The organism is Rhodovulum sp. DZ06, from assembly GCF_050586345.1.
Lineage (GTDB): Bacteria > Pseudomonadota > Alphaproteobacteria > Rhodobacterales > Rhodobacteraceae > JBOCEF01.
Genome location: NZ_JBOCEF010000013.1, coordinates 62,356 through 84,461 on the forward strand (window position 1 = coordinate 62,356; position 22,106 = coordinate 84,461).

Annotated in this window: 17 protein-coding genes; 9 read left to right on the plus strand and 8 right to left on the minus strand. The window is 72.8% G+C overall.

Annotation, left to right across the window (positions count from 1 at the left end; translation table 11 throughout):
* Positions 1 to 53 precede the first annotated feature (53 nt).
* From rfbC to ACQ5SO_RS08300, 6 genes are all read left to right on the plus strand, one after another.
* Positions 54 to 626 carry a dTDP-4-dehydrorhamnose 3,5-epimerase gene (gene rfbC / locus ACQ5SO_RS08275; RefSeq protein ID WP_430941115.1) on the plus strand — a complete coding sequence of 191 codons (573 nt, stop codon included), beginning with the start codon at positions 54 to 56 and terminating at the stop codon, positions 624 to 626.
* A 14-nt stretch (positions 627 to 640) separates the two neighbouring features.
* Positions 641 to 1,693: a dTDP-glucose 4,6-dehydratase gene (rfbB, locus tag ACQ5SO_RS08280; protein ID WP_430941116.1), complete on the plus strand. Its 1,053-nt coding sequence runs from the start codon at positions 641 to 643 to the stop codon at positions 1,691 to 1,693.
* Positions 1,690 to 2,568 (plus strand): dTDP-4-dehydrorhamnose reductase, encoded by an 879-nt coding sequence (gene rfbD / locus ACQ5SO_RS08285; RefSeq protein WP_430941117.1) that lies wholly within the window; start codon positions 1,690 to 1,692, stop codon positions 2,566 to 2,568. The genes rfbB and rfbD overlap by 4 nt, the downstream gene beginning before the upstream one ends.
* A gap of 4 nt (positions 2,569 to 2,572) precedes the next feature.
* A complete protein-coding gene (rfbA, locus tag ACQ5SO_RS08290; RefSeq protein WP_430941118.1) occupies positions 2,573 to 3,448 on the plus strand; it encodes a glucose-1-phosphate thymidylyltransferase RfbA in 876 nt (291 codons plus the stop codon).
* Positions 3,449 to 3,637: 189 nt separating this feature from the next.
* Positions 3,638 to 3,847: a hypothetical protein gene (locus ACQ5SO_RS08295; protein ID WP_430941119.1), complete on the plus strand. Its 210-nt coding sequence runs from the start codon at positions 3,638 to 3,640 to the stop codon at positions 3,845 to 3,847.
* 15 nt (positions 3,848 to 3,862) lie between these two features.
* Complete coding sequence (locus ACQ5SO_RS08300) at positions 3,863 to 4,846, plus strand: DUF6976 family protein (protein WP_430941120.1); 984 nt, start codon at positions 3,863 to 3,865, stop codon at positions 4,844 to 4,846.
* A 171-nt stretch (positions 4,847 to 5,017) separates the two neighbouring features.
* Here ACQ5SO_RS08300 and ACQ5SO_RS08305 read toward each other — a convergent pair whose 3' ends face one another.
* Positions 5,018 to 7,486, minus strand: a complete 2,469-nt coding sequence (locus tag ACQ5SO_RS08305; RefSeq protein ID WP_430941121.1) for a caspase family protein — start codon at positions 7,484 to 7,486, stop codon at positions 5,018 to 5,020.
* A gap of 92 nt (positions 7,487 to 7,578) precedes the next feature.
* Entirely contained in the window at positions 7,579 to 8,172 is a 594-nt protein-coding gene (locus ACQ5SO_RS08310) for a peptidoglycan-binding domain-containing protein (protein WP_430941122.1), read from the minus strand.
* A 250-nt stretch (positions 8,173 to 8,422) separates the two neighbouring features.
* Here ACQ5SO_RS08310 and ACQ5SO_RS08315 point away from each other — a divergent pair, with 250 nt between their 5' ends.
* Positions 8,423 to 8,737, plus strand: coding sequence for a helix-turn-helix domain-containing protein (locus ACQ5SO_RS08315; RefSeq protein ID WP_430941123.1), 315 nt, complete (start codon positions 8,423 to 8,425; stop codon positions 8,735 to 8,737).
* Positions 8,738 to 8,752: 15 nt separating this feature from the next.
* Here the strand turns inward: ACQ5SO_RS08315 and ACQ5SO_RS08320 are convergent, their stop codons facing one another.
* The 5 genes from ACQ5SO_RS08320 to ACQ5SO_RS08340 all read right to left on the minus strand — a co-directional run bounded on the left by ACQ5SO_RS08320 (position 8,753) and on the right by ACQ5SO_RS08340 (position 17,548).
* Positions 8,753 to 9,511: a DsbA family protein gene (locus ACQ5SO_RS08320; protein ID WP_430941124.1), complete on the minus strand. Its 759-nt coding sequence runs from the start codon at positions 9,509 to 9,511 to the stop codon at positions 8,753 to 8,755.
* Positions 9,508 to 10,992: a protein adenylyltransferase SelO gene (locus tag ACQ5SO_RS08325; protein ID WP_430941125.1), complete on the minus strand. Its 1,485-nt coding sequence runs from the start codon at positions 10,990 to 10,992 to the stop codon at positions 9,508 to 9,510. The genes ACQ5SO_RS08320 and ACQ5SO_RS08325 overlap by 4 nt, the downstream gene beginning before the upstream one ends.
* Positions 10,993 to 11,142: 150 nt before the next feature.
* Positions 11,143 to 12,165, minus strand: a complete 1,023-nt coding sequence (locus tag ACQ5SO_RS08330; protein ID WP_430941126.1) for a glycosyltransferase family 2 protein — start codon at positions 12,163 to 12,165, stop codon at positions 11,143 to 11,145.
* A 22-nt stretch (positions 12,166 to 12,187) separates the two neighbouring features.
* A complete protein-coding gene (locus ACQ5SO_RS08335) occupies positions 12,188 to 14,935 on the minus strand; it encodes a glycosyltransferase family 2 protein (protein WP_430941127.1) in 2,748 nt (915 codons plus the stop codon).
* A 24-nt stretch (positions 14,936 to 14,959) separates the two neighbouring features.
* Entirely contained in the window at positions 14,960 to 17,548 is a 2,589-nt protein-coding gene (locus ACQ5SO_RS08340) for a glycosyltransferase (protein WP_430941128.1), read from the minus strand.
* Positions 17,549 to 18,003: 455 nt separating this feature from the next.
* Here ACQ5SO_RS08340 and ACQ5SO_RS08345 point away from each other — a divergent pair, with 455 nt between their 5' ends.
* Together ACQ5SO_RS08345 and ACQ5SO_RS08350 are read left to right on the plus strand one after the other, a co-directional pair.
* On the plus strand, positions 18,004 to 19,431 hold the full coding sequence (locus tag ACQ5SO_RS08345; RefSeq protein WP_430941129.1) for a mannose-1-phosphate guanylyltransferase/mannose-6-phosphate isomerase: 1,428 nt from the start codon (positions 18,004 to 18,006) through the stop codon (positions 19,429 to 19,431).
* Positions 19,432 to 19,452: 21 nt separating this feature from the next.
* Complete coding sequence (locus ACQ5SO_RS08350) at positions 19,453 to 20,949, plus strand: phosphomannomutase/phosphoglucomutase (RefSeq protein WP_430941130.1); 1,497 nt, start codon at positions 19,453 to 19,455, stop codon at positions 20,947 to 20,949.
* 250 nt (positions 20,950 to 21,199) lie between these two features.
* Here ACQ5SO_RS08350 and ACQ5SO_RS08355 read toward each other — a convergent pair whose 3' ends face one another.
* Positions 21,200 to 21,976, minus strand: coding sequence for a DUF7003 family protein (locus tag ACQ5SO_RS08355; protein WP_430941131.1), 777 nt, complete (start codon positions 21,974 to 21,976; stop codon positions 21,200 to 21,202).
* Positions 21,977 to 22,106 lie beyond the last annotated feature (130 nt).

The window sequence follows — 22,106 nt, forward strand, 5'->3', positions numbered from 1 at the left end:
ACGCCCGGCGCCGGCCGCCGCGCACAGGTGAAGGCCACGCTCGGGAGACCGCCATGAAGATCGAAACGCTGGACCTGCCGGGGCTGACCCTGATCACGCCGCCCCGGTTCGGGGACCATCGCGGCTGGTTCCGCGAGACGTGGAACCAGGGCCGGATGGCCGAGGCGGGGCTGGATTTCCCGTTCTGCCAGGACAACCATTCCATGTCCGCGGAACCGGGCACCCTGCGCGGGCTGCACTACCAGGCCCCGCCCAGCGCGCAGACCAAGCTGGTGCGCTGCACCCTGGGCGCGATCTGGGACGTGGCGGTGGACGTGCGCACCGGCTCGCCGACCTTCGGGCAATGGCGCGGCGTGCGGCTCGACGCCGAGGGCGGCGCGCAGCTGCTGGTGCCGCGCGGCTTCCTGCACGGGTTCCTGACCCTGACCCCCAACGCCGAGGTGCAGTACAAGGTCGACGGCCTTTATGACGCCGCGGCCGACGGCGGCGTGGCCTGGGACGACCCGGACCTTGCCATCGACTGGCCGCTGGCCGAGGCCGGCGTCGACGCCCCGATCCTGTCGGGCAAGGACGCCGCCCAGCCGAAACTGGCCGACTGGACCTCTCCTTTCACTTACGAATCCTGATTACGGACGCGCGCATGAAACTCCTCGTCACCGGCGGCGCCGGCTTCATCGGTTCCGCCACCATCCGCCACGTGATGCGCGACCACGGCTGCTCGGTCGTGAATGTCGACAAGCTGACCTATGCCGCGACGCCCGAGGCGCTGGAGGATTGCGCCGACAGCCCGGACTACACGCTGGTGAAGGCCGACATCGCCGACGCCGCGGCGATGAAAGCGGTGTTCGAGACGCACCAGCCCGACGCGGTGATGCATCTTGCGGCCGAATCCCACGTGGACCGCTCCATCGACGGCCCCGCGGCCTTCATCGAGACCAACGTGGTCGGCACCTTCACCCTGCTCGAGGCCGCGCGCGACTACTGGAACACGCTCCCGGGCGCGAAGAAGGAGGCGTTCCGCTTCCACCACATCTCCACCGACGAGGTGTACGGGACGCTCGGCCCGGACGATCACCCGTTCATGGAGACCACGCCCTACTCGCCGAACTCGCCCTATTCGGCGTCCAAGGCCGGGTCCGACCACCTGGTGCGCGCGTGGCACGAGACCTACGGCCTGCCGGTGGTGACCACCAATTGCTCGAACAATTACGGCCTGTGGCAGTTCCCCGAAAAGCTGATCCCCGTGGTGGCGCTGAACGCGAAGGACCGCAAACCGCTGCCGGTCTATGGCAAGGGCGAGAACATCCGCGACTGGCTGCATGTCGAGGACCACGCCCGCGCGCTGTTCACCGTGCTGACCAGGGGGCGGCTGGGCGAGACCTACAATATCGGCGGCAACGCCGAGAAGATGAACATCGACGTGGTGAAGTTCATCTGCGCCTGGATGGATGACCGCTTCCCGGATGCGGGGGCGCATGAAGACCTGATCGAATACGTCACCGACCGCCCCGGCCACGACCTGCGCTATGCCATCGATCCGACCAAGATCCGGGACGAACTGGGCTGGGAGCCGCAGGAGACCTTCGAGACCGGCATGGACCGCACCCTCGGCTGGTACATGGACAACGAGCCGTGGTGGCGCGCGATCCGCGAGGGGCGCTATGACGGCGGCCGCCTCGGGGGGGTGAAATGAGCATCCTCGTCATCGGCCGCGACGGCCAGCTGTCGGAATCCCTGCTGCGCCTCGACCCGACCCTGACCGCCTATGGGCTGGACAAGGTGGACCTGACCAAGCCGGAAGAGGCCGAGGCCGCGGTGATCGCCGCCAAGCCTTCGCTGGTCATCAACGCCGCCGCCCATACCGCCGTCGACAAGGCCGAGACCGAGGAAGACCTCGCCTACGCCATCAACGCCTCGGGGGCCGAGGCCATCGCCCGCGGCGCCGCGAAGGTGGGCGCGGCCTTCGTCCAGATCTCCACCGACTACGTCTTCCCCGGCGAGAAGGACGGCGAGTGGACCGAGGACGACCCGACCGATCCGCTCGGGGCCTATGGGCGCACCAAGCTGGCCGGGGAGCAACTGGTGGCGGCGGCCAACCCCCGCGCGGTGGTGATCCGCACGGCCTGGGTCTATTGCGATTACGGCGCGAATTTCGTGAAGACGATGCTGCGCCTCGCGGATCGCGAGCGGCTGACGGTGGTCGCCGACCAGTGGGGCAAGCCGACCAGCGCCGTGGACCTGGCCGAGGCCATCCTCGCCATCGCGCCGCGCCTCGCGGCGGCGCCCGCCGGGGACCCGGTCTTCGGGACCTACCATTATTCCGGGGCCGGGACGGTCAACTGGGCCGGGTTCGCCGAGGCGGTGTTCGAAGAGGCCAGGGCCCGCGGGATGATCGAAAGCGCCCCCGAGGTCGCCCATATCCCGTCCTCGGACTACCCGACGCCCGCGAAGCGCCCGGCGAACTCCGCCATGGATTGCACGAAATTCGAGACCACGTTCGGCCTGAAGACGAAGCCCTGGCGCGAGTCGCTGGGCGCCGTCCTCGATATTTTGAACAAGGGAGATTGAGCGCATGAAGGGCATCATCCTCGCCGGAGGCTCCGGCACGCGGCTGCACCCCGTCACCAAGGGCGTGTCGAAACAGCTGCTGCCGGTCTATGACAAGCCGATGATCTATTACCCGCTGTCGGTGCTGATGCTGGCCGGGATCCGCGACGTGCTGATCATCACCACCCCGCATGACCAGGACCAGTTCCAGCGCCTGCTGGGCGACGGGTCCGAGTGGGGGATGAACCTGGAATACGCCGTGCAGCCCTCGCCCGACGGCCTGGCGCAGGCCTTCATCATCGGGCGCGAATTCGTCGGCGGCGACAACGTCGCGCTCGTCCTCGGGGACAACATCTATTACGGCCACGGCTTCGCGGACCTTCTGTCGGCGGCGGCGGCGCGGCAGACCGGGGCGACCGTGTTCGGGTATCGCGTCAGCGACCCCGAGCGCTACGGCGTGGTGCATTTCAACGACGAGGGCCGCGCGCTCGACATCGAGGAGAAGCCCGCCAAGCCGAAATCGAACTACGCGGTCACCGGCCTCTATTTCTACGACAACGACGTGCTGGACATCGCGGCGAACGTGAAGCCCTCGCCCCGCGGCGAGCTGGAGATCACCGACGTCAACAAGGCCTACCTGGAGCGCGGGGACCTGTTCGTCGAGATGATGGGCCGCGGCTACGCCTGGCTCGACACCGGCACGCACAAGTCGCTGATGCAGGCGGGCGCCTATGTCGAGACGATCGAGGAGCGGCAGGGCCTCAAGGTCTGCTGCCCCGAGGAGATCGCCTGGCGCAAGGGCTGGATCGACACCGAACAGCTGATGGCCCTCGCCGCGCCGCTGAAGAAATCGGGCTATGGCGTGTATCTCGAGCGGATCGTGGCCGAGAAGGTCTACTGACCGCGCGTGCGTCGCCCCGGAGGGGCGCGAGGGGGTCGCCCCCGGAGGGGCGCGTGGGGATCGCCCCCGGAGGGGTGCGAAGGGGGCGGCCGCCGGGCCGCCCCTTTCGCATGCACGCCCGCGAAACCGAAAGTTCATGCTTCACGCTCATAAACCTCGTCAGCGAATGGGTATGACGAGGGTGAGGACATGGTTCCAGCCGCCGATGACGCGCGATGGTCGCGCGTCCTTCAAAGCTCCACCGACCTTGCGAATGTCAGCCTGGCCACCCGGCTCCTGGTGTCGCGCCTGCGGCGCGAGGCCGACGAGAATCCTGCTTCCGTTGCGTCCGCCACGATCGAGCTGCGGGAGTTCTTCGTGAAGAACCCCTTCGCGCAGCCCGACATTTCAAAGCTCTGAGCGTCGGAGAGTTTGATGAAAAATGCGCTTCTTACGACCGACCAGGTCGCGTCCCTGATCAACGCCGGAGAGACCCTCCTGCTCGCCGGGTCCGAGGAGGCCCTCTCCGTCCTGCCCCGGGGCAAGTGGATCGGCGGCACCTCGGTCTATTTCCTGACCGAGAGCGGCGGCATCGTCGACCGGGAGCGGGTGTTCTGCACCCGCATCTCCGAGGCCGTGGACGCGAACACCAGGATCCTGAGCGCGGAAGAGCTGCCGCGCCTGTCCGAGGGGCGCTACAAGCAGGGCTTCTCCGCCATCTTGATCCCCGCCTTCTGCGAGGCGCACACCGCCTTCGCCATGGAAGGCTCGCGCTATCCCGGCGTGTTCGAACAGCCGCTGATGGGCTGGATCGCGGGCGTGCACCTGGACGAGATCGGGACCCGCAAGCCCAAGGTGTTCGACGGCGCGACCGGCGCGGCGCACGAGGAAGGCGCGGCGATGCTCTATGTCCAGCTGCCCCCGGCCCGGCCCGCGCGGCTCGACATCGTCAACATCTTCAGCCAGGGCGACGAGATGGTCGTCACCTTCGACAAGAACGGGTTCGAGGCCCGGCGCGCCGTGGTCAACGGCGAGGCGGTGAACCTGGCCGAGTACCTGGTGGAGCGCCGGATCGACACCCGCCTGCCCTTCGTCGCCAACTATGCCGGGGCGCTGATCAACGTCTCGGTGCAGGAGGTGGACGAGGAGGAGGGCGTGGTCCGCTTCTACGCCCCGGTGGTGAAGGGGGTGGAGTACCGCCTCGCGCTGGAGCTGGAGAATTACGCCGACGCCTTCGGCGCCCGCCTGCGCGGCCAGGGGGCGGATGATTTCTCCTGCAACTGCATCCTCAACTACCTGTACGGAGAGCTGGAGGGACGCCGGGCCGGGGCCTGCGTCGGTCCGGCCACCTTCGGCGAGATCGCCTACATGCTGCTGAACCAGACCCTGGTGCGGATGCATGTGGACGGCGCCGCCTGAGACGGCGGCGGGGCGGCGTCCCTCCCACCGGGGACGTCGCCCGCAAAACGCCCCCGATCAGCGGGGCGCGCAAGGAAAAGGCGGGGCCGCCGGGCCCCGCCTTTCGCGTTCTGCGCGCTTCGCCCCGCGCCGGGGAACGGGGGACGGGGGACGCCCCCCCGCGCGGCGCGCTCAGTACAGGTCCACGCGGAAGCTGCCCTGGCGCCAGTTCAGCCCGGCGATCCAGACCAGCCGCTCGGCCGCCGACAGGCCCCCGGGCGCGGTCTCGCCCGCCCCGGCCGCCACCGCCTCCAGCGCGGCGCGCGAGCCCGGGCCGAAGGCGCCGTCGGCCTCGATCTCGGCCCCCATCTCGCGCAGCAGCATCTGCGACGCCTGGTCGAGGAATTTCGGCGGCAGCTTGTCCAGCAGCCCCCGCGCCGCGTCCCGCGCCTCGGGGTTGCGCAGCGCCGCGGCCTTGCCCGCCCGCAGCGCCATGTCCGCCGGGCCGAACCCCGTGGGCCGGGCGCGCGCGATCAGGAAGGCGGCGTTGGCCCCGCCCCAGGCGTCGCCGCGCGACAGCCCCTCGTCATACCAGCGGATCGCCTCGACCGGGTCCGGGCCGCCGCCGATCTCTCCGGCCGCGTACATCCGCCCGATATTGGTGGGCGCGTTCGGGTGCCCGCCGGCCGAGGCCTTGCGGAACCAGGCCAGCGCCGCCTCGGGGTTCTTGGGCTGATCGCCGAGCCCGTTGCGGTGCACCAGCCCGAGATTGTTGAACCCGTAGATGTCGTCGCGCCCCGCGCTTTCGCGCAGGTGGCGCAGCCCGCGCACCGGGTCGTACCACTTGCCGTCCTTGTCGAGATAGATCCACCCCAGCTCGTTCATCGCGAAGGTGTGGCCAAGCTCGATCGCCCGGCTCAGCAGGTCATAGCCCTGCGCGCGCAGCGTCTCGGAGGTTTCGTGCCGCACGAACTGCTTGCCCAGCGCGTGATAGGCGTAGGGATCGCCCTTCTCGGAGCCGACGACGTACCAGACCAGCACCTCGTCCGAGACCCTGGTCTCCGCCTCGCCCCCCGTCGCGGCGGGGCGCTGCGCCTCGAGGATCCCGGTCGCGTACCAGGCCCGGGTGTGCTCCAGCGCGCGGGCCTTGTCATAGGACGCGCGGGCGGCGTCGAAGTCGCGCAGCGCGACCTGGGCGCGGCCGAGCTGGTAGTGGAAGCGCCCCTCGTCCGGATGCGCCGCCACGGCGGCCTCGCAGGCCGCCAGCGCCTCCTGCGGGCGGATCTCGTTCGGGTAGCGCACCAGGCCGACCCCCTCGGGGTCGAGGTAATCCCCGGCGGCGAGGTCGCAGGGATCGGCCTGGAGCTGCAGCTCCACCGGGCGGCGCTCGCCCTTCGCGATCACCTCGAACCGGGCGGTCAGCAGCCCGTCATGCCCCTCGGCCGGGACCTGCCCGAAGGCAGGGTTGAAGGTCAGGCTCCCCATCTCGCGCCCCGTGACCGGCCCGAGACCGACCGAGCGCCAGCCCGCCTCGCCCGAGATCGCCAGCCGCCCCCGTTCGGGCAGGGCGGCGATCTCCAGCCCCGCATCCGCGGGAAGCTCCAGCGCCGCGCGCAGGGCGTCCCCGAGGCGGATCTCCCGCTCCAGCGCCGCCGACAGCACGGCGGGTTCGCCCGCCGCGGCGTCCTGCGCCTGCGCGGCGGCGGCGGCCTTCGCGGCGGCGGCGTTCATCACCCGGATCGAGCGCGCGGCCCCGCCCCCGGCGCCCGGCTCGGCGTTCATCGCCGCGAGGCGCGCTGCGGCGCCCCCGAAATAGATCGGTTCGACCAGGGTCGAGCTTTCCCAGGGGATCTGCCGCCCGCGGGTTTCGGCATAGACCGTGCGCCGCACCTGCTCGAGCACCGAGGAGGCGGGGCGGTCGCCGAGCTCGCGCGCCGCCGAGACGAAGGCCGAGGTGAAGGGCGAATTCTCGCCCGCCCCGTCCAGCGCCACCTCGCCCGGCGAGGTGGAGAAGGCGAGCAGCGTGTTGACCGGCGCGGTCATCGGCGAGAACCCGTCCTGCCCCTCGAACAGCTGGTTCGAGAGGCCCGTGGCCAGCTCCACCTCGCCGAACGGGTTGTCGCGGCACGAATCGAGCAGCACCACCTGCGCCCGGCTGCGCGCCCCGAGGATCTTGACCACGTTGTCGAGGGTGACCGTCTCGTAGGCCACGTCGCGGGCGTTGGACAGGTCCGCGTCGACGGGAACGATGAAGTTCTTGCGCCCGATCTGCAGGCCGTGGCCGGCGAAATAGAACAGGACCTCGGAATTGGCGGGGATCGTGGTCAGCGCCTCGCGCAACAGGTCCTCGAAGCCCCGCCGCCCGAGATCGTAGCGGTCGAGCACGAGATAGCCCTGCCCGCGCAGGAACTCGGCCATCAGCCGGGCGTCGGCGGCGGCGTTCTTCAGCGGCTGGCCGAAATCATAGGCGCTGTTGCCGACCACGATGGCGACGCGCCGCTCGGCGCGGCGTTCAAGGTCGATGGTCACGTCGGGAAGGCCGATCACCCCCGATCCGCGCACCATGGCGGCGAAATCGGGGGCTTTCGGGGTCTCCTGCCCCGTCGCGACGACGGGGAGGAGCGCGCAGAGCGCGGCGGCGAGGAGGCTGCGATGGGCCATGGCTCGGACTCCTGGAATGGGAGGCCGGGCGCGCGCCCCGGGGCGCGACGCCCGGCGCTGCGTGTCAGGAAGGGGTCAGGGGCGGGCGGCGATCACCAGCCGCCGCCGCCGCCGCCGCCACCTCCGCCGCCGCCGCCATCGCCGCCTTCATTGATGCCGAGATTGGCCCAGGGGTCCTGCTCCGGTTCGGGCTCGGGCTCCGGTTCGGGCGCGGGGGCGGGGGCGGCCGCAACCGCGGCCGGGGCCGCCGCGGGGGCGGCGGCCGGCGTCGGCGCCGGGGTTCGCGTCGGCGTCGGCGCGGGCGCGGCGGGCCTGGCCGCGACCGGGGCCACCGCCTCGGGCTGGCTGTCGATCGCGACCGGCCCGGCCTCCTGCTTCAGGCGGGCGACCAGCGTGGGCGAGTAGTGGCCGTTGGACGGCGCGCCGATATCGGCCTGGAACTGGCGGATCGCGCCGCGGGTCTGGCGGCCGACGAAACCGTCGACGGCCCCGGCGTTGTAGCCGAGCTTGTTGAGCGAGGCCTGGATCACGGCCTTGTCCATGTCGGAAATCGGGACGTCGGCCGCGGGCCAGCCGGCGACCGCGGCGGGCTCCGGCGTGCGGGTCGGCGCGGGGGCGCAGCCGGCGGCGAGCGCCGCCGCGGCGACGCCGACGACGATCGACGCCCGGCGATGAAGGCGAGGCATGGGAAACTCCAATCTCAATCTTTTCGCGTCGCCCGCCTGGCCCGGAATTCGGGGGCTCACGGTCGGCGCGCGACGCCTTTGCGCTCTCAATGGTTTCCAAGGTGGGCCTTCCCCGGAGAAAGCGCAAGGTTTTCCCAAACCCGGGCGCCCCGAGGAGTTTCTGCAACGCAGCACGCGATGACGCAGATTTCACGCCGCATCTGCGAAGAACCCGGTTGCATTGTACCGGGCCGGGCCGCAAAGTTGCGCCATGGTGTCTGAAGAACTCAAAAAAGAGCTCGCCACCGGCGACGCGACGCCGGACGCGGTCGGGCGTAGATTGCGCCTGTTGCGGGCGTCTCTTGGCCTTACGCAGGCCAAGATGAGCGCCCTGATGGACGCGTCCATCAAGAATTACCAGCACATGGAGCGCGGATCGACCTATCCACGCCCGGCCCATGTCAAGGCGATGTTCGAATCGTCCCGAATCGATTTCAACTTCATCTACTACGGCGACTTCACGCGACTGCCGCTTGACGTCTCCGACAGCATGCAGGCCTTCCTGGAACAGCGCCGCTCGGCCTGATATTTCAGAAACTGTTCATGCAAAACAGCCCGGCGGCGGCCCCGATTCGGCCGCGTCTTCAAGAATGGCCTCCAGCACCGCGGGCGGCAGCGCCCCGACGGCGGAGGTGCGCCCGAAGACCAGCCCGGGCGTGCCGATGAAGCCGAACAGCCAGGCGAGATCGGCGCTCTGCGCCAGCGCCGCGACGGTCCGGGGCGCGCGCATGTCCGCCACCAGCCGGTCGCCGTCCAGCCCCGCATCCCCGGCCATCTTCGCCAGCCGCGCGTCCGAGGGGCGCCCGCGCAGGGTCATCAGCACGTCGTGCATCGCCCGCCACGCCTCCGGCCCCTGCGCCCGCGCCGCCTCGCCCGCATGGGCGAGCGGGACCGAGACGCCGCCCAGCGCGGGCCAGTTGTGGACCCGCAGCGCGATCCGCGCGTCCGGGCCGGCGGCGCGGGCGAAAAGGTCCGCCTCGACCGCCTTGCACACGGCGCAGCGGTGATCGGTGAACATCGCCACCGGGACCTTGCCGGGAACCGGGTCGAACAGCGCGGCGCAGAGCGCGTCGGGGCCGGGCGCGACCGGCTGCGCGCCGCCCCCGCCCCCGCCCACGCCCACAAGCGCGGCGCCGCCCCCCGTCCCGCCCTGCACCAGGGCGCGGTACCCGGGCAGGCGCGAATGCGGGCGGAACTGCATCGCCGGGTTGCCGCGCCCGTACAGCGCCGCGCCCCCGGCGACGCCGAGCAGCAGCGCCCCGCCGCCGAAGCTGAGCGCATCGCGCCGCGACCAGCTCACGTGCCGCAGAAGGTGGCGCGGACCTCCTCCTCCTTCGCCGGGGGCTGCGCGTAGCGGTCGCCCGCGGGGCGGTCGGCGAAGGGCGCGGCGAGGGCCGCGTGAAGCGCGTCGAACGGGGCCATGTCGCCGTCCTGGGCGGCGCGCAGGGCCTCCTCGACCAGGTGATTGCGCGGGATGATGGCCGGGTTCACCTGGTCCATCGCCGCGCGCCGCTCGCCGTCGCTGCGGGCCTCCTCGGCCAGCCGCGCGCGCCAGCGCACGGCCCAGGCGTCGAACGCCCCGGGCTTGCGGAACAGTTCGCGCACCGGGCCGTCGGTCTCGGGCCCGCCCTCGGCCCGCAGCGCGCCGAGGCCGCGGAACGCCAGGGTGAAATCGGCCTCCCCGGCCTCGAGCGCGGCGAGGAAATCCTCGGCCAGCGCGTCGTCGCCCTCGCGCGTCTCGGTCAGGCCCAGCTTGGCCTGCAGCGCGCCGCGCCAGGCGTCCGAGAAGGCGCCCGGGAACACGTCCAGCGCCTCCTGCGCGGCGGCCACGGCCTCCTCCTCGGTCTCGCCCATCAGCGGCAGCAGCGCCTCGGCCAGCTGCAGCAGGTTCCAGTGGGCGATCTTGGGCTGGTTTCCATAAGCGTAGCGCCCGTGCCGGTCGATCGAGGAATAGACCCGGCCCGCGGCGTAGGCGTCCATGAAGGCGCAGGGGCCGTAGTCGATCGTCTCGCCGGTCACGGACATGTTGTCCGTATTCATGACCCCGTGGATGAAGCCGAGCGAGAGCCATTTCGCCACCAGCTTCGCCTGCGCCAGCGACACCGCGCGCAGGAAGGCGGCGGCGGGGTTGTCGGCCTCGAGCGTCTCGGGCCAGGCGCGTTCGGCGGCGTGGTTGAGCAGGATCTCCAGCCCCTCCCTGTCGCCGCGCGAGGCGAAGTACTGGAAGGTGCCGACGCGGATATGGGCGGTCGCGACCCGCACGATCACGGCGCCGGGCAGCGGCGCGTCGCGCAGCACGACCTCTCCGGTGCGCAGGACCGCGAGGGCGCGGGTGGTCGGCACGCCGAGCGCGTGCATGGCCTCCGAGACCAGGTATTCGCGCAGGGCGGGGCCCAGCGGGGCCTTGCCGTCGCCCATGCGCGAATAGGGCGTGCGGCCCGCGCCCTTGACCTGGATGTCGCGGCGCGCGCCGTCGGGGCCGACCACCTCGCCCAGCAGCACCGCGCGCCCGTCGCCGAGCTGCGGGACGAAATGGCCGAACTGCGCCCCGGCATAGGCCATGGCGATCAGCGCGGCCCCCTCGGGCGCCGCGCGGCCGGTCAGCGCGTCGCGGCCCTCTTCCGAGGCGAGGCGCTCCGGGTCGATCCCCATCTGCTCGGCCAGGGGTCGGTTGAGCGCGAGGAAGGCCGGATCCGGCGCCGGGGCGGGCGGCGCGGGGGAATAGAAGCGCTCCGGCAGGCGGGCGTAGCTGGTGTCGAAGGCGAACAGGGGCTGGGTCATGCAGCCGATTTGGGGCGAAGACCATGGCGCGGCAATGGCGCCGCGGCGACGCGGGCGCGAAACCCGCCGCCTCACGCGGATGTGAGGGGGCGGGGGTCGTGGAGTCCCCGGCGCCCGGCGCGGGGGCCGGCGGCGCGCGGGCCGCGCGGATCAGGCCGCCCTGCCGGGTTTCGCCGCCTCCCGCGCCGCGTGGGCGGACAGGCGCCAGACCGCGTCGTCCCAGGCCTCCTCCTGCAGCAGGCGGCGCATGTCGCGGGCGAAGGCGGTCCAGTGGCCGGTGAAGCGGCGGGCATGCTCGCTCTCGGCCTCGACCCCGGCGACGGCGGCGTCGCGCAGGGCGCGGGCATGTTCGTCGATGGCCGGGCGGGGCGCGATGCGGGCGGTGCGCGCCAGCAGGCGGCACTGCCAGGGGAAGGAGTTGAGGAAGAACGCCGCCCGCAGCCGCGCGGCGTTCGGGCGGCCGTCGATCAGCGCCCGCATCCCGGTCAGCAGCGCGATGGTGGAGCGCCGCTTGCCGTCGTCCCAGGCCGCTTCCATCGTCACCGAGTGCTGCTTGCGGTAGACATAGACCACCCGGTCCGTGGCCGCGAAATCGGCGCACCAGAGCTGCGCGCGCGCCAGGAACATGCGGTCCTCGCCCACCGTCAGCCCCTCCTCGAAGCGGATCCGGCAGTCCTCGACGAAGCCGCGGCGATAGGCGTGGGTGGTGAAGTCCGAGAGCGGCAGGATCCGCCCGCGCGCGTCCTCGGCCCGGGGGGCCGCCCAGGCCTGGCCCACGGTCTCGGGGACCGGGTCGGCGGCGGCATGGGTCACCGCCATGCCGCCCTTCGCCAGGTCCACCGGCCGGTCGGCGACGAGGCCGGCGAAGGCTTCGAGCGCGCGGTCGGTCAGCACGTCGTCGGCGTCGAGGAAGCACAGGTAGTCCCCGCCCGCCAGCGACAGGCCGATATTGCGCGCCCGCGCCGCGCCGCCGTTCTGCGCCAGGCGCACGGCGCGGATGCGCGGATCGGCGCGGGCCCAGTCCTCGAGGATCCGGAACGAGCCGTCGGAGGAGCCGTCGTCGACGGCGACCAGCTCCCAGTCCGGGCAGGTCTGGCGTTGCAGCGACCGGATCGCCTCGGCCGCCAGCGGGCCGGGGTTGAAGCAGGGCATGATGATCGAGAACAGCGGCATGGCGAGGTCCTTCTGCGCGGCGTCAGAGCCCGGCGACGCGGGCCGGGCGGGCGGGGGCTGCGGCGCCGTCGCGGCCCGTGTCCCGGCCCGTGTCCCGGCCCGCGTCGCGGCCCTGGACCACGCGCGGCGCGGCGCCGTCCGCGTCGGCCGCGCCGCCGATCACCAGCGCGAAGGGCGCGCCGCCCTGGACGGCGAGGCAGATCTCGCGCCGCCAGACCCGCTTGCCGGCGCGCGCGAACACCGTCAGCCGCTGGTGCGCGGCGAAGCGGCGGCGCGGCAGCGGGATCGCGGCGATGCAGGCGCCGTCCGGCAGCGCGGACCACGCGCCCTCCTCGGGCGCGGCGTCGCCGTCGAGCGCGTCCCAGACCAGCCGCAGCTCCCCGAGGGGCTTGGCGCTCTCGATCCGGGCGATCCCGGCGTCGACATCCACCGCGACCGAGAAGCCATAGGGCCGGGCGGCGCCGAACTTGCGGATGCGCCGGGCCTCCTCGCCCGAATCGTGGTCCAGCATCCGCTCGATCGGGGTCAGCGCCACAGGGTCGGCCGCCTCCGCCTCCGGGCGCATCTCGGGCGCGGGAACGCTCGCGGCGGCGGGGCGGCGGGCCCAGCGCACCCGCTCGGTCAGCAGCTCGGCCGCGAGGTTCACGTCGCGCGAGCCCCAGAGCGCGCTCAGCCGCTCGGCCAGGCGGGTGCGCTGGTCGGCGCTCCAGGGCGCGCGGCCCGAGGCCTCGCGCCGCTCGGCGATGCCGTCGAGCATCGCGTCGATGCGCGGGATCGGGTTCACCGGGCTGGGCGGCGCGTCGCGGCGCATCGACAGGAACGCGCGGTCCACCGCTCCTTCCGCGGGCAGGCGGTTCAGCAGCCGCCACGCCGCGGCGTCGGCGTCGGGCGTGCCGATATTGGCCCGCGGCGGGGCCAGAAGCCCGTCATCCGCGGCGAGGTCCGGCGCCACGCAGGCCAGCGCGCGCCGCGCCAGCTCCCCCTCGCCATGCACGTCGATCATGTGGCAGCGCTCGACCCCGAAGGCCCCGGCGAACCCGGCCATGATCCCCGCGAAATCGACGCCGCCGAGCGCGTCCTGCATGCGGAAGAACTCCGCCGGGCTTTCGGCCCAGCGCAGCCAGCCGCCGACCACGGCCTCCTTGTACATCGACACCAGCCAGTCGAATTCGTCGCGCACGATCATCAGCGGATGCGTCTCGAACCCCTCCAGCGCGCGCGACAGGGCGGCGAGGCCCGCGGGCCCGCGCCAGTCGGGGTTCCAGGAGAGGTTCTCGCAGCTGACGATGGCGAGGGAGGCGCCGCTGGACAGGATCTCCTCGCACATCGCGTCGAAGACCGGGCGCGGGCCGTCCCGGAACACCTCGCGCAGCGCCATGTTGTGGCCCGAGCCGCGATCCGTCCCCTCCTCGCGGTAGACGCCCGCCTCGGGGTAGATCACGCCGCGGTCCATCAGGCGGGCGCGGTTGAGCTCGAAGAAGTTCTGCAGGCTGGTGGAGCCGGTCTTGGTCAGCCCGACATGCAGCAGCAGCCGCGGCTTCGCGCCACCGGCGCGGCGCGGGGCGGGGGCGGCATGGACGGACGCGGGCGGGGCGCCGTGGGCGGCCTGGCGGGCCTCGGCGGCGGCCATGGCGACCGACGCCCTGCCGGCGGCGAGCGCGGCGCGCGGCGCGGCCCGCGCGGCCCAGAGCAGCTCCAGCGCCGCGTCCTCCCCTTCCAGCAGCGCGGCATGAAGGGCGGCGAGCCAGCCGTTCTCAAGCTCCTTGGTCGGGGCAGGCGAGAAATGCGATTGCCGCGCGAGGCGGGGCCAGAGCGCCTGGAACGCCTCGGCCGCGCCCGGCCCGGCGCCGGGATGCGCTTCCGGCAGCGCCGTCAGGCACACCTTGCGCATGCGGGTCAGCATCTCGCGAACCGCGTCCTCCTCTCCCGCCGCGAGGAACGGCGAGACGAGGACGCGCAGCCCGGTAAGATACTGGATCTCCATGATGAACCGGGCCGGACCCTGGCATTCGCCCGCCGCGGCCACGCGCTCGCGCGTCATCTCGGCGCCGCGGGCGAAGAAGGCGAGGTCGCCCGAGACGGGCTCGTGCATGATGCTGCCGGGCCGCTGGCGATAGAGGAAGCCGATGCGCGAACTCGACTCCACCCGCTCCGCCTTCAGCAGCGCGTGGACCAGGAAGGGCCAGTCCTCGCGGCGCTTGAGCTCCTCGTCGAAGCGCAGGCCCGCGGCGTCGAGGAAGCCGCGGCGATAGGCGAACTGCCAGTTGGCGCGGCTCTGGAACAGGGCGGGGACCTGCCGGGCGGTCACGCCGGACAGGTCGCCCGGGATGAAGGCGTCGGCCGGGTCGTCCCAGCGGCGGATCGCGCCCGAGACCGGGTCCTGGCGCCAGAACTCCATCCGCAGGCGCATCATGTCCCAGCCCCCGGCGGCCTGGCTGCGGGCGATCTCCTCCAGCACCCCGGGGTCGGAGAGCATGTCGTCGCCGTCGAGCATCACCAGCACCTGCCCCGAGGAGGCGGCGATGCCGGAGTTGCGGGCCGCGGCCACGCCCCGGTTGGCGTCGTGGCGCACCACCTTCACCAGCCCGGGATGGGCGGCCTCGGCCCGGTCGAGAAGCTGCGCGGTGGCGCGGGCCGAGCCGTCGTCGACCAGCAGCGCCTCGACCGGCAGAAGGGTCTGCCCGAGGATGCTGTCGATGGCGTCAAGCGCCCACATGCCGGTGTTGTAGACGGGGATGACGACGGAAATCGTGGGAAGGTCGGCGGTCATTGAAGTCTCCGGAAGTCTGCGTCGTCAGGTGCGGGGGCGGGGGCGGGGCGCGGTCGGCGGGTCGGTTTCGAGCCCCGCGCCGCGCACGATCCCCGAGATCGGGGGGCGCGGTCGGGCCGAGGGCGGCGGCGGCGGGGCGGGGTCGGCCCCCGCGTGGGGGCGCAGCCGCAGCGCACGGGGGCGCGGGGCGGCGGGGCCCTCGGCGAAGCCCGCGCCGGCGTCCTCGCCCGAGGGGACGCCCGCGGGCAGCCGCCCGGCGGCGCCCGGCGCGGCGCGCGGCATCCAGGTCGGGGTCGCGGCCGGCGCGGGCGGCGCGGGACGGGCGGTCTTCGCCGCCTCCAGCGCCGCGGCCCCGGCCCGGAGCGCGGCGGTCAGCAGCGCCCGGCCCGGCGGGCGCGGCCCGCAGCCCGGCGCGGCGAGGGCGGGGGCCGGGTCCTGCGGACCGCCCGCCGTCCCGCCCCTCGCGGCGGCCTCGGCCGCGAGGAACGCGGCGGTCTTGCCGAGGTCCAGCAGCGGCGCCCCCGGGGGCGGGGTCGGCCCGTCCTCCATCCCGTCGAGCAGCGCGTCCGGCACGCCCTCGATCGCCTCGGGCGCCGCCCCGGCGCGTTTCAGCGCCAGCACGTTCAGCGCCCGCGCCGCGGGGACCGAGGGGTTGGAGAAGCGCGCCGGGGCCGGGACCAGCCCCTTGCGGTCGATCCCGGCCATGGCGCAGAGCGCCTCGACCGCGTCGGGATGCCCGGCGAAGGGCTCGAACCGCACGTCGTCGAACCGGGCCGAGAGCATCGCGCGCAGCCCATCCGGGTCGGTCAGCCCGGCCCGCGCCAGCCGCCGCGCCAGCCGCGCGGGCGGATCGGCGAAGCCGTTGCGCGGGTTGGCGGCGAGGTCGCGCCACAGCCGCTCGACCCATTCCGCAGGGTCGCGGTAGAGGCCGATCACCCGGACCTTCGCGAAGGGCAGCGCGGCGCGCAGGGCGTCGAGCCCCTCGGCCCCGCGCCACAGCGACGGCGCCAGCAGCGTCTCGGCCGAGATCACCACCCGGTCGGCCCCGACCAGCGCCGCCTCGCCCGCCAGCGCGCGCAGCGGCGCCTCCTCGCCGCGCATCAGCGCCGCGGCCAGCAGGTCATGCCCGGCCGAGCGGTCCCGCCGCGCGCCGCGGGGGCGCGAGCGGCCGGCCACGGGGACCAGCACGCCGCGGGCGGCGAGGGCGAGGCGGTTCTCCTCGAGATACGCCTGGAAGGCGGAGCTGCCGGTCTTGGGCATCCCGACATGCAGCACCAGTTCCATCTGCGCCAGGCGGGCGCGGGCGTCGTCGCCGGACACCCCGCGCCGCAGGACGGGGGCCGAGGCGCCCCGGTCGAAGGTCAGCGCCCGCCCCGCCGCGCGGCGGCCGCCCGGCGACAGGTGCGGCGCCTCGGCCGCGATCTCGGGCCAGGTGAGCGCCCCGCGGGCCACCAGGTCCCGCGCCGCGGCGAAGCGCCCGGCGCTGACGAGGGCGCGCAGCAGGTCCGCCGCGCCCTCGGCGATCAGCCGCTCGCGCTCCGGCGGGAAGGCGGGCAGCCCGGTTTCGGCCCAGCGCCCGGCCAGCAGCCCCGGGGCCGGCCCGGCGAGGCGGGCGAGGCCGTTGAGCGCGGCCTCGGCCTGTTCCGACGCCGCCGGGTCGGCCATGGTCGCGGACCAGTAGGACAGCGCCTGCACGAAGGCCGCCGCCTCGATCCCCGCGCGATAGGCGGCGAGGGCGCCGGGGGCGGGGGCCTCGGCGGCCTCCAGCGCCTCGGCCAGCACGGTCAGGTGGCGGGCGAACTGGGCCAGCTGGTCGGGCCCGCGCCGGGCCATGGTGGCGCCGTCATGCATCCGGTGGCGCACCAGCAGCCGCTCCGACACCAGCACCCGGGCCGAGGAGAGCAGCGCCTGCACCACGAAGGGCCGGTCCTCGCGCTGGCGCAGCTGCGGGTCGAAGCGCAGCCCGGCGCGGCGCAGGTGGTCGCGGCGGATCAGCAGCTGCCAGCAGGACGAGGTCTCGGCCAGGCCCGGGTGGTCGGCGACGTTCACCAGCCCCTCGGCCGGGGGCGGGCGGCGGCCGGGCCGGGCGGGGCCCGAGCGCGGCAGGGTTTCATAGCGCGTCACCGCGATCTCGGCCCCCGCGGCCTCGGCCTCGGCCATCACCCGGCGCAGGCTGTCGGGGGCGGCGAGGCGGTCATCGGCGTCGAGGAAGGCGATCCAGCGCCCGCGCGCGGCCTCGAGCCCGAGATTGCGCGCCCGCGCCTGCCCGATCGAGGCGGGCAGGCGCAGCACCATCAGCGCGTGGGGGGCGTCGGGGTCCTGCGCGCCGCGCTCGGCCGCGGCCTGCAGCGTGTCGCCGGACCCGTCGACCGAGCCGTCGTCGATGGCGAGGACCTCCAGCCGCAGGCCGGTCTGCCCCATCAGGTCGCCGAGCGCGGCGCCGAGGAACCCGGCGGCGTCGCGCACCGGCATGATCACCGAGATGTCAGGGGCGGGACGGGGCGCGGCCTCGCCGCCGATCCAGGCGCGGGCGGCGGGGTCGGGGCGCGGCTGGCCGGGCAGGTCGGGGAACAGGCCGGGGGCGCGCCCGCTCGAACCCTTGGCGCCGGTCATCGCGGCGCCCTTGCCCGCCGCCCTGGTCCCGGCGGCCTTCGGCGCCGCCTTGCGGCGCGCCCTGCCCCCGCGGCGGAGCGGCGGCGCCGCCTCCGCGCACGCGCCATCGCCGGCGTCGGTCCCTGCCCGCGCCGTCTGGTTCCCGGTTGCCTCGCCACGCTTCATGCGCCTGCTCCGTCCTAAGACGCCGGCGCGTCGGCGCTTGCTGCGCCGCCGCCGCGTCATGGTTCGCCGGGACCTGCTCGGCCCGCGCTTCGGCGCGCCTTCCCGGGGAGTCCTGCGAGGATCTGACGCCAACAGGTTTGACATTGAGTTAACGTTGCGAGACCCGTCGCCGCCCCGCCCCCGCGGGCGCCGTGTCGCGCCGCCGCCCGGTTGCGGCCTGCGCCGAGTTCTTGCATCGTCGGGCCTGATTGCACCGCAACAGCGGACACATCCATTCGGAGCTTTGGTCGATGATCTTTCCCGTCATTCTCTGCGGCGGTTCGGGCACGCGCCTGTGGCCCTCTTCGCGCAAGGGCTATCCCAAGCAGTTCTCGCCGCTGCTGGGCAGCGAGAGCCTGTACCAGGCGAGCCTGCGCCGCCTGATGGGCGAGGGGTTCGGCGAACCCGTGGTCATCACCGGGGCCGATTTCCGCTTCATCGCGGCCGAGCAGCTGTCCGAGATCGGCGTCGAGAAGGCGCGCATCCTGCTCGAGCCCTGCGCCCGCAACACCGCCCCCGCGGTGCTGTGCGCGGCGCTGGCGCTGGAAGACACCCCCGACGCGCTGATGCTGGTGGCGCCCTCGGACCACGTGATCAACGACGCCGCCGCCTTCCACGCCGCCATCGCCGCCGGGGCAGAGGCCGCGGCGCAAGGAAAGCTGGTCACCTTCGGCATCACCCCCGACCGCCCCGAGACCGGCTACGGCTACCTGGAGCTTCCCGGCGCCCCGGACGGCGCCGCCGTCGACCTGGTGCGCTTCGTCGAGAAGCCGGACGCGAAGACCGCGGCCGAGATGCTCGACACCGGCAAGTTCCTGTGGAACGCGGGCATCTTCCTGTTCCGCGTCAAGGACATCATCGCGGCGTTCGAGGCCCACGCCCCGAACCTCGTGACCCCCTGCCGCGCCGCCATCGACCAGGGGCGCGAGGACCTGATGTTCTTCCGCCTCGGCGAAGACGCCTTCGCGGCGGCCGAGGACATCTCGATCGACTACGCGGTGATGGAGAAGGCCGAGAACCTCGCCGTCGTGCCGTTCTCGGGCGGGTGGAACGACCTCGGGGCCTGGGACGCGGTGTGGCGCGAAACCGGCCCGGACGCGAAGGGCGTCGCCACCCAGGGCAAGGTCACCGCGCTCGACTGCACCGACAGCTACCTGCGCTCGGAAGAGGGCGGGCCGCGGCTGGTGGGCGTCGGCCTCGACAACATCGTCGCCGTCGCCATGCGCGACGCTGTGCTGGTGGCCCCCAAGAACGAGGCGCAGCGCGTGAAGGACGCCGTCGCAGCCCTCAAGGCCGAGGGCGCGCCCGAAGCCGTGGACTTCCCCCGCTTCCACCGCCCCTGGGGCTGGTACGAGACGCTCAGCCTCGGCCCCCGCTTCCAGGTGAAGCGCATCATGGTCAAGCCGGGCGCGCAGCTGTCGCTGCAATCCCACCACCACCGCTCCGAGCACTGGGTGGTGGTCGAGGGCACGGCCACGGTGACGGTTGGCGAGGAGCAGACCCTGCTGGGCGAGAACCAGTCCGTCTACATCCCGCTGGGCGCCATTCACCGCCTCGCCAACCCGGGCAAGCTCGACCTGCACATCATCGAGGTGCAGTCCGGCCCCTATCTCGGCGAGGACGACATCGTCCGCTACGAAGACATTTACGCGCGCGAAGGCTCGGAGCCGAACGGCTGAGCCGCGCGCGAGGAGATTGAGATGACCATTCCCCAGACCAAAGTCACGCCCAACACCTGGGACTTCCTGCGCGAGCCGATGATCACCCCGACCGGCTTTCGCGAATACGACGCCCGCTGGCAGTACCCCGAGCAGATCAACCTGCCCGGCATGACCGCGCTCGGCCTCGGCCTCGGGACCCAGATCCGCAAGCGCGGGCTGCCGCCGAAGATCGTGGTGGGCAACGACTACCGGGACTATTCGCTGACCATCAAGAACGCGCTGGTGCTGGGCCTGATGCAGGCGGGGATCGAGGTGCATGACGTCGGCACCGCCCTGTCGCCGATGACCTATTTCGCGCGCGAACACCTCGGGATCGGGCCCTGCGCCATGGTCACGGCCTCGCACAACCCGAACGGCTGGACCGGCGTGAAGATGGGCTTCGAGCCGCCGCTGACCCATGGGCCGGAGGAGATGTCCGAGCTCAAGGACATCGTCATGGGCGGCAAGGGCGAGGCCGCGGATGGCGGCAAGTACATCCGCGTGGACGGGATCCGGGAGGCGTATCTCGACGACCTCGCCGGCGACTTCAAGATGTCGCGCAAGCTCAAGGTCGTGGTGGCCTGCGGCAACGGCACGGCGGCGGCCTTCGGGCCGGAGCTGATGCGGCGGATCGGGGTCGAGGTGGTCGAGTCGAATGCCACGCTCGACTACACCTTCCCCCATTACAACCCGAACCCCGAGGCGATGGAGATGCTCCATCACATGTCGGACCTGGTGAAGGAGCACGGCGCCGACATGGCGATCGGCTTCGACGGCGACGGCGACCGCTGCGGCGTGGTGGATGACGAGGCGGAGGAGATCTTCGCCGACAAGATGGGCGTGATCCTCGCCCGCGACCTGGTGAAGCTCTATCCCGGCGCGACCTTCGTGGCGGACGTGAAGTCGACGGGCCTGTTCGCCTCCGACCCGGTGCTGCGCGAGGCGGGCGCCAAGGCGGATTACTGGAAGACCGGCCATTCCCACATGAAGCGCCGGGTGCACGAGATCGGCGCCCTCGCGGGGTTCGAGAAATCGGGCCACTACTTCATCGCCCCCCCCGTGGGCCGCGGCTTCGACTGCGGCATGCGCGTGGCGGTCGAGGTGATGAAGCTGATGGACCGTAACCCGGAGCTGTCCCTGTCGGACATGAAGAAGGCCCTGCCGGTCACCTTCACCACCCCCACCATGTCGCCCTACTGCTCGGACGAGGAGAAATACGAGGTGCTGGAGCGTCTCGTGGCGAAGATGGAGGCGAAGGCGGCGGAGGGCGGCAGCCTCGGCGGCGTGAAGATCGAGAGCATCGTCACCGTCAACGGCGCCCGCGTGATGCTGGAGAACGGCGGCTGGGGCCTCGTGCGTGCGTCCTCCAACACGCCGAACCTGGTGGTGGTCTGCGAAAGCCCCGAGAGCAAGGAGCAGATGAAGGCGATCTTCGAAGACGTGGACGCCGTGATCCGCACCGAGCCCGCGGTGGGCGAGTACGACCAGAAGATCTGAGGGCCCTGCGCCCCAGAGATGCGAAGGGCCGCCCCCGGGGCGGCCCTTTTGCGTTTCGGTGGGGATGGCGCGCGCGGCGCCGCAGGCGACGCCGGGCGGACGAGCGGGAGGGCCTGCCCCTCCCCGAGCCCGCCCGCACGACCCGAAGCGCGTCAGGAGAGGGAGGATGCCCGCGCTCAGGGGGGGACAAGCCCCCCGTTCGCGCGGGCAGGCGGCGTGCCGCCGCCGGGCGCTTGCGGCGCGCGGGGGGCTAAAGGCGGCCGGCCTCGGGCCAGTTCAGCCAGTGGGTGTTGGGCGGCCCAGGCGCGCGGTAGAGCGACGGGTCCCCCGCCGCCAGCGCCTCGGCCATCTGCCGGAAGCCCGGACGTTCCGACGGCAGCTCGTCCTCGGCCATGTCGGGGTGGCGCCATGCGTCGAGGCGCAGGAACAGCTCCATGTCCCCGGGCACGTGGCGCCGCCGCTCCTCCTCCGTCGCCATCACCGCCTCCGGGTGTCGGTGCGCGAGGACCCGGAGCAGCTCATGCACCTGGACCCCCTCCCCCTCGGGCGTCACCCCCGCCGCGGCGCAGTCCTGAAGGGAGGGATGCGCAATCCGCTCGCCGCGCAGGGTGCAGGTCCCGCCGGGCGCGATGGTCCAGTACGCGGCTTCATCCGGCGCGTCATCCTCATCCGGGACCGCCCAGTCCGTCACATCCAGCGGCCAGACGTCATGCTCCTCCGTCTGTCCGGCCATTTCCTCGCAATACCTGCGCCAGGCCTCTTCGGACACGAAATCACCAGCCGTTCTGCGGCCCCGCAAGACCGGGCCGACGGTCTGCATGGTCACCCCGGCGCCGTCCTCGCGCGGCTCCCTGGCCATGAAGCCCAACTGTTCGACCACCATGGCCCAGTCGGCGGCCGAGCGATACAGGCTCAGCCGCGACTTGGCCGGGAAAACGTATCCATTTCCGATGATGTTGACCCGATACGCGGAGAACTCCCGATCCAGGAGGTCGAGAATGTCTTGCGCGGTGTGGGTGAATTTCATGGGGCGCCTCGATCTATACGCAGGCGGCCACCCTGCCCCGCCGCCGCGTCGGCGGCAACCCCCGGCCGCGACTCGCCAGGCCCGCCCCCTCACTACCCGAAATTGCACGAGTCAACATGAATCTACCCAA

Bases quoted from the DNA above. Each gene is read 5' to 3' on its own strand.
- rfbC (WP_430941115.1), top strand. From the start codon at position 54: ATGAAGATCGAAACGCTGGACCTGCCGGGGCTGACCCTGATCACGCCG.
- rfbB (WP_430941116.1), top strand. From the start codon at position 641: ATGAAACTCCTCGTCACCGGCGGCGCCGGCTTCATCGGTTCCGCCACC.
- rfbD (WP_430941117.1), top strand. From the start codon at position 1,690: ATGAGCATCCTCGTCATCGGCCGCGACGGCCAGCTGTCGGAATCCCTG.
- rfbA (WP_430941118.1), top strand. From the start codon at position 2,573: ATGAAGGGCATCATCCTCGCCGGAGGCTCCGGCACGCGGCTGCACCCC.
- ACQ5SO_RS08295 (WP_430941119.1), top strand. From the start codon at position 3,638: ATGGTTCCAGCCGCCGATGACGCGCGATGGTCGCGCGTCCTTCAAAGC.
- ACQ5SO_RS08300 (WP_430941120.1), top strand. From the start codon at position 3,863: ATGAAAAATGCGCTTCTTACGACCGACCAGGTCGCGTCCCTGATCAAC.
- ACQ5SO_RS08305 (WP_430941121.1), bottom strand. From the start codon at position 7,486: ATGGCCCATCGCAGCCTCCTCGCCGCCGCGCTCTGCGCGCTCCTCCCC.
- ACQ5SO_RS08310 (WP_430941122.1), bottom strand. From the start codon at position 8,172: ATGCCTCGCCTTCATCGCCGGGCGTCGATCGTCGTCGGCGTCGCCGCG.
- ACQ5SO_RS08315 (WP_430941123.1), top strand. From the start codon at position 8,423: ATGGTGTCTGAAGAACTCAAAAAAGAGCTCGCCACCGGCGACGCGACG.
- ACQ5SO_RS08325 (WP_430941125.1), bottom strand. From the start codon at position 10,992: ATGACCCAGCCCCTGTTCGCCTTCGACACCAGCTACGCCCGCCTGCCG.
- ACQ5SO_RS08330 (WP_430941126.1), bottom strand. From the start codon at position 12,165: ATGCCGCTGTTCTCGATCATCATGCCCTGCTTCAACCCCGGCCCGCTG.
- ACQ5SO_RS08335 (WP_430941127.1), bottom strand. From the start codon at position 14,935: ATGACCGCCGACCTTCCCACGATTTCCGTCGTCATCCCCGTCTACAAC.
- ACQ5SO_RS08340 (WP_430941128.1), bottom strand. From the start codon at position 17,548: ATGACCGGCGCCAAGGGTTCGAGCGGGCGCGCCCCCGGCCTGTTCCCC.
- ACQ5SO_RS08345 (WP_430941129.1), top strand. From the start codon at position 18,004: ATGATCTTTCCCGTCATTCTCTGCGGCGGTTCGGGCACGCGCCTGTGG.
- ACQ5SO_RS08350 (WP_430941130.1), top strand. From the start codon at position 19,453: ATGACCATTCCCCAGACCAAAGTCACGCCCAACACCTGGGACTTCCTG.
- ACQ5SO_RS08355 (WP_430941131.1), bottom strand. From the start codon at position 21,976: ATGAAATTCACCCACACCGCGCAAGACATTCTCGACCTCCTGGATCGG.